8 protein-coding genes are annotated in these 6,623 nt (G+C 39.6%); 5 read left to right on the top strand and 3 right to left on the bottom strand.

Annotated features, from left to right (window positions below):
• Window positions 1-196 (top strand): hypothetical protein (locus tag AC1DG9_RS20940; RefSeq protein WP_477635180.1); only part of this gene is annotated, 196 nt, incomplete at its 5' end.
• Window positions 197-214: 18 nt separating this feature from the next.
• On the opposite strand, the gene AC1DG9_RS20945 is transcribed toward AC1DG9_RS20940, so the two are convergent.
• Window positions 215-592 (bottom strand): hypothetical protein, encoded by a 378-nt coding sequence (locus tag AC1DG9_RS20945; protein WP_288879264.1) that lies wholly within the window; start codon window positions 590-592, stop codon window positions 215-217.
• A gap of 236 nt (window positions 593-828) precedes the next feature.
• Between AC1DG9_RS20945 and AC1DG9_RS20950 the strand changes: the two genes are divergently transcribed.
• Window positions 829-1,197 (top strand): hypothetical protein, encoded by a 369-nt coding sequence (locus tag AC1DG9_RS20950; protein WP_172662820.1) that lies wholly within the window; start codon window positions 829-831, stop codon window positions 1,195-1,197.
• Between the two features lie 45 nt (window positions 1,198-1,242).
• On the opposite strand, the gene AC1DG9_RS20955 is transcribed toward AC1DG9_RS20950, so the two are convergent.
• Window positions 1,243-2,145: a DMT family transporter gene (locus AC1DG9_RS20955; protein WP_172662821.1), complete on the bottom strand. Its 903-nt coding sequence runs from the start codon at window positions 2,143-2,145 to the stop codon at window positions 1,243-1,245.
• A gap of 349 nt (window positions 2,146-2,494) precedes the next feature.
• Here AC1DG9_RS20955 and AC1DG9_RS20960 point away from each other — a divergent pair, with 349 nt between their 5' ends.
• A complete protein-coding gene (locus AC1DG9_RS20960; protein WP_172662822.1) occupies window positions 2,495-3,511 on the top strand; it encodes an LLM class flavin-dependent oxidoreductase in 1,017 nt (338 codons plus the stop codon).
• Window positions 3,512-3,526: 15 nt separating this feature from the next.
• Here the strand turns inward: AC1DG9_RS20960 and AC1DG9_RS20965 are convergent, their stop codons facing one another.
• Window positions 3,527-3,859 (bottom strand): magnetosome magnetite crystal formation protein family, encoded by a 333-nt coding sequence (locus tag AC1DG9_RS20965; protein ID WP_172662823.1) that lies wholly within the window; start codon window positions 3,857-3,859, stop codon window positions 3,527-3,529.
• Window positions 3,860-4,071: 212 nt separating this feature from the next.
• On the opposite strand from AC1DG9_RS20965, the gene AC1DG9_RS20970 reads away from it, so the two are divergent.
• The gene (locus AC1DG9_RS20970) at window positions 4,072-5,934 is read left to right on the top strand and encodes a LuxR C-terminal-related transcriptional regulator (protein ID WP_288879266.1); all 1,863 of its coding nucleotides are present in this window, start codon (window positions 4,072-4,074) and stop codon (window positions 5,932-5,934) included.
• 151 nt (window positions 5,935-6,085) lie between these two features.
• Window positions 6,086-6,565 (top strand): hypothetical protein, encoded by a 480-nt coding sequence (locus AC1DG9_RS20975; RefSeq protein ID WP_337716148.1) that lies wholly within the window; start codon window positions 6,086-6,088, stop codon window positions 6,563-6,565.
• The last annotated feature ends 58 nt before the right edge of the window (window positions 6,566-6,623 follow it).

The raw sequence follows: 6,623 nt of genomic DNA on the forward strand, positions 1-6,623 counted from the left end.
GGACTATACCTATATTGTTTTAACGAAAGGAATAACAAGAGAAACTAATACAATCAGGATTAACTTAAAAGATATGGAGTATCAACTTGCTTGCAATTCAAAGGGAGATTGGGATGTTGTTGATGCGACCGTAAACGATCATCCTGAACTCCTCAAAGCTATAGGAAGAAATATCAAACTTCGGTATAGGCTATAAACCGTATCAAATAAAAACTTACTGATCTACAGCGGTAAAGGTGTCGGATTTTTTGAAACTTTCTTTTCTTAACAATCCCTTATACTCCTCCAGTAAATTAATATACTTACCCATCCAGTAAAATGCCAGATCTGCAGGCATTTGCTCTGCGTTTCGAACCTGAGCATTTAATTCTTGTTCAGGTTCAAAACCGAAGAATCCACTTTCGAAATGGGGATGAAAGTCATAATTTATAATCCTGCCTATTTGTAGGATCAAATCTGGGTGAAGGTCATTCTTGGTGAACCAGTTGTACAAGGTGCGTCTGTTCACATGTAAGCGTCTGGATAGCTCAGTGATGTTAATCTCTTGTCGTCGAATTGCCAATTCAACGATCTCTCCGGCATTGTATTCCATATTTTTCTACCATTATATCAGATAATCTTTGTTTGAATAGATTTTTTCCCTATTCTACGAAGTTAAATGTTCAACAAATAGCAGCCAATACGGAAAATACGGAGATTTCAAGACTAAACACGCGTATTTCCCGCAAGTAAATAGCCAAACCACGCACTATAACTGAGTTTATCAAAAAATATGTGAAACCGCCAAAAAAAACTATCTTGAGTTTGTTTTAAAACAATTAACCAGATATGAAACTCCTAAGATTCTATTATTTTACATTCCTTTACCACTACCGGAATAAGCCTGAAAGCTGGGTTGGTGACTTCAGAAGTGTGCTATTGGTAGAACTCAGTATATGCTGGCTGATATTGAGCCTCTGGCTATTAGCCGATCCTGGATTCTGGTCAATGGGATCCTGGACCAAGCCACTTGTACTGGGCGTAAATATCATCATCCTGATTATCCTTCAGCGGTATTTAATGAATAAGGGCAGGAGCGAGCTGATATTTCAGGAATTTAAAAGTCATCAGCTAAATAACCAAACAAACAGGGCAATCTGCTGGGCAATCTGGGCAGGATCTTTTATCCTTTTTATAGTATCAGCCGCACTGCAATAAATGTATAACTATTACCTGGATAATCCAATTCATAAGGCTTAACAGTTATACGGGACAACCTTTAATGTCATCAGGTGTTCCCGACGACCGTTTAAGCGAAAATATGGTCTGCAAAACAACTGAAGCCATCACGAACAGTAAGCCAATATAAAAGGAAACGCTTAGCTCTTTGCTTTCGTTAAAGAACAGAAAGGCAAGTATGATTGCGTATACGGGCTCAAGGTTAAAACTTAAATTTACTGTAAATGCCGAGATGCGTTTTAAAGATTCTGCAAAAAGCACATAAAGTCCTACCGTACAAAAAGAAGCAAGTAACAACAAGTACCCGGTATCTTTTAAGCTCGGAAGGAGGGATGGTGCTGGAAAATAGTGTAGGTAAAAGGGAAGTGCTATACCTAAAGCAATGGTACCCCCAATCATCTGGTAATAATTGATGATCCTGCTGTCGTATTTTCTAACTAGCCGCTCGTTATAAATGGTGTAAATGGCAGCGAAAGCAGAAGAGAGAACACCCAGTCCTATTCCTAGCTGATAAGAGGAATCGAAATGGAAGATCAGGGCAATGCCAGCCAATGTGAGCAGACTTAATAAAAGCTCAGTTAGATTGAACTTCTGCCGGTTAATTATCGGACTGAAAACAGCGGTGAAAAAGCTGGTTAGACAGTAACAGACTACACCTATGGACACATTGGCGTACTTGACACTGGCGTAAAAGAATACCCAGTGTATGGTAATAAAAAGCCCGATTTTTGCAATATCAAACTTCTGTTTAGAAGTCACGCTGGTCTTTGTTTTAAACAATTTTAAAACCAGTAACAGGATAATAGAGGAGAAAAATACCCTGTACCAAACCAGGAGTCCTTCGTTAAGGGAAATGAGTTTACCGAATATGCCGGTGAAACCCGCGAGTAGTACAGCAAAGTGTAATACCAAATATGATTTTTTCATAAAAGAATTGTCTGTCTGTTCTTAAAAACAGGAACTAAAGATTAATAAATAAACGAAATGCGTAACCCAGGATTCAACGTGCTGATCAACTGATCCGCAGAACCGTAAGTTCACAGTGCATGTTAATTATTAAGGTGTAGGAGGAGGAAGACAACTCTTTCTGTTCATATCGATAATTTTAAACGAAACTAATCAAAATATTTTGAAGTCATAACAGATTTGGAAAGATAGGTTGTGCGCGAGGAAGGCGAATCTGCTACTGTAAAGGAAATGACTTTTCTTATCATAGGTTAATATACCTTAGTTTTCGGAGACGTAAATTTGAGTGAATTAAAACTAGGCGGATAAAATGGAAATAGGAATAGACAGCTTTGCGTCGGCAATGTACGGTAGCAAAACACTAAGTAGTGTAGCGGCAATGGAACAGTTGTTGGACAGGATATCTATGGCTGATGATGCCGGATTAGATGTTTTTGGTATTGGCGAACATCACAAAAAGGAGTTTTTGGATTCTGCCCCGGCAGTGATTCTATCTGCAGCTGCAGCAAGGACCAAACGGATTCGGCTTACCAGTGCGGTTACGGTGTTAAGCACCTCCGACCCTGTGCGTGTCTATCAAAATTTCGCTACACTGGATCTGATCTCCAAAGGCAGGGCGGAGCTTGTTGTTGGTCGTGGCTCGGCAATAGAAGCCTATCCGCTGTTTGGATTTGATCTCAACGATTATGACGCACTTTTTGCAGAGAAACTGGATCTCCTTTTGCGTATTAGGGATCAGGAATTTGTGAGCTGGTCGGGCAGATTCAGGCCTGCATTGCAGAACCAGCCTGTATATCCACGTGCTTTTCAGGATAAATTGCCAGTTTGGTTAGGCGTAGGTGGTACGCCCGAATCCTTTGCGCGAGCTGGATCATTAGGTTTACCACTTATGGTAGCGATAATTGGCGGTGAAACCGAGCGCTTTCGCCCTTTGATCGATTTGTACCGTGAGGCAGGTCACCGCGCAGGTTTTGCCCCTGAGAATTTAAAAGTCGGTTTGCACTCACCAGGCTATGTTGCCGCAAGTAATGAGCAGGCCATTGCAGAATATTATCCGGGATATGCAGAACTGTGGACCAAACTTGGCAGGGAGCGTGGATGGCCTCCAGTTACCAAAACACAGTTTGATCATTTGGCTGGCCCAAAAGGAGTGTTGGTACTAGGTGGTCCCGAGCAGGTTGCAGAGAAACTGCTGAAACATAGTGAATCCTTAGGGGGCGTTGACAGGTTTACTTTTCAGATGGATAATGCAGGGTTGAGCCATGAGCAGTTATTGAGATCCATAGCGTTAATTGGCGAAAAAGTTATTCCACTATTGACTAAATAATTCAAATCGGTTCTTCTAGGAACCGAAATTGAATTTTCCCTCAAATACTTTTCCAATCAAGGGTACAGGTTTTTCAACCTCGTTAGAGGCCGCGATAGCACCAAATAACAGAAGGATTAATGGAACCAGCATAATTAAATAAAAAATGATTCCCAATGTCGGAATCACTGCCAGAATGATGCTGCAAATGATACTCAATAGAATGGAAGTGATTATTACTCCCAGGGCCTGTCCTAAATGATAATTAACCAGACTGCTCTTTTCGGAGGTTTTTTTAAATTCCAGGTAAGAAACGATCCATCCAATGATGGTGAAATAGGCTACAATCGCCATTGTTTTAGTTTTCATCGAAATATAATTTAGTTTCATTAATAGATACTTATTGGCTCCAAAATTACCCTCCAGCCCACCCTAAACCAAGAAATGGTGGACTACACACCGACTACTACTTTCGATAGCGCGTCTACAATGCAACTACATAAAACAGTTAAAAGATTTTAATTCAGCTATTTAGAGTTATTTCCGGTTTTCAGAAGGATTTCTTTTTTATATTTTTGAATATGCAGCTACCACTGAAACCATTACTGATTACCACAGTTTTCTGTCTTGTTTTTTTGAAAGATACAACGGCACAAAAAATATATACCGATTCGCTGAATCACTTACTGGCACAAACTAGTCTTTCTGAAGCGGAGCGGGTAAATATTCACTGTAAACTGGCAAAGGCTAATTTTGAGAAAGACCTGCCATTGTCATTTAAACTTGCTAATGAAGCCCTCCAAATAGGTGCCCGAATGAAAGATGGCAGGGGCAAAGCCATGGCTTTTGCTACGTTGATCCATCTTTACGTCTGGAAAAAGGATCTGAAACATGCTTATGAAAGCCGCGATAGTGCCCTGTATTATGCAGGAAAGACCAAAGATCAGGAAACCCAAGGTTTTGTATGGCTTAGAAATGGCTGGCTAGACCTTGTAAATGATGAGAATGATAAAGCAATAACAAAATTTCTGAAAGCACTTGATTTTTTTAAAGGCCAGGCGGCCTATGAATATGAAAGTACTGTGTATCATTACCTGGCGAGCTTTTATGGTTATGGAAATGACCCGGGCAAACAACGAAAGTATGCGGATCTGAGTTATGAAACCGCATTGAAAAGTAAACAAATAGATGCATTAAACACAGCATATTTTACCATTGGACAAACTTACTTTGATCGTTTTAAGCTGGACACCAGCAAACGAAATTTATTAGATTCGGCGTTAAACATTTATAAGAAATCACTCTTACTTGCTGAAAAACAAAGTGGCAGATTACTTATCCGTAGCAATACTGCAGCGATTGCACTAAATACTGCCAATATTTATTTCCAGTATTTTCCTAATACCCATAGAGACAGTGCTGAGAAATATACTGATATCGCAATGCGAATTGCAACAAACACCAACTTGCAGGAAGTTTTGGTAAACTGCTATGGCTTAAAGAGCGAATATGCCTTACGGGATGGAAATTACAATGAAGCCGAAAAGATGTTGCTAACAGGATTGAGCGCAGTAGCAGGTGGTGTTATAAAAATGCCATTAACCAAGGCCAGAATGTTCCTTGGTCTTTCTCATATTGCTGAAAAGAGAGGAGATCAGCAAGGGGCATTAAATTATTTAAAAGAGTATATTAAGTTTAACAAGGAGGCTTTTGATGAAGAGAAGATCAATAGCATCCAAAGGGTTGAAGCACAATATCAATCCGAAAAAAAGGAACAGAAAATTGCGTATTTACAGCAAGAAGCTGCCTTTAACAAAAAGCGGAATATTTTTTATATCCTGTTGGCATTAACAGGAATTACAGCATTACTCTTTTTGCTTAGGTCATATAATTATAAACTCAAAGCATCAATCAGAAAACAAGAACTAGTCGACAAAGAAAAAGGAGCTGCAGAATTACGGGCGCAATTGAACGAAGCAGAAGCAATGCAACTCCAGACAGAACAGGTTTTACTTAAGGAACGCCAGGAACGTTTGCAGAAAGAGGTATTGGCAGGCAACCTTCAGATGGAACAAAAAAATGAATTGCTGGAATTACTATCGGGAAAGGTAAGCACTGATAGCCACCTTACACTGGATGAACAAATCAAGCGAATTATACATCAGCAGAAAAGGATAGACAAAGATTTTGAGGAGCTAAAAACTGATTTTTTTGAAAGTAATCCGGTTTTCTTTGAAAGACTTCAAAAGAAAGCGAATCAAGTTCTTACCCGTCTGGATTTGAAGTATTGTGCTTATATCCTGATGGGGTTATCAAATAAAGAAATAGCAATAAGATTGGGTATCGAGCCCAAAAGTATCCGTATGGCGCGTTACAGAATCAAACAAAAGTTTGGCCTTGATAAAGAAGCTAATCTCGATAATTTTATCAGGTCCCAGGAATAATATAGATGGAACTCGTGTATTACTGGAGGGTCATTAGCTCCTGTAGATGTATTGTAGACGCAGTATTAGATGTAGTAGTCTGTATGTAGTCTCCAAATTCTAGGTTCAGGGTGGATAGAAAAATACTTTTGTATTAAGTAAATATCTACCTATGAAAAAAATAAATGTATTTGGATTATTAATATTGACTTGCCTGGCATTTAATCTTCATGTCTTTGGTCAGCAGCAAGCAGAAAGAGTAATAAAATTAAAGCTGACTGATCCTGAAACCAAAACATCTCAGACCTATCTGCTAAATAATGTAGTGTATTCCTACACAAAATCCCAGGAGATAGGTGGTTTAGCCCAAGATCCAGGCACTTGTGCTGTTAGTATCGATTTTAAGCAGGATATGGATCCATTTCTTTTAAAATGGATTGCCGGGGAAATTAAAGAGGCCGATGGATCGATAAGTATGGAAGCAACAGAGATTGGAAAGCCCGCCAGAACAATAGCTTTTAAGGGGGGTACAAGCGGTAATGTTGCTGAGAGCTTTATGGCCAGCGACAGGACTTCGTACATCCAGATGTCTCTGTATGTTAGATCGCTCATTATTGATGGAGTTGCAATTTATACCGAACAGAAAAAATAAATAAGATATTGTGTAGCGCTCGGTACCTGGGGTAAGCGGCGGGATACCACTCTGTGTG

Source organism: Pedobacter sp. 05L430, from assembly GCF_056397585.1.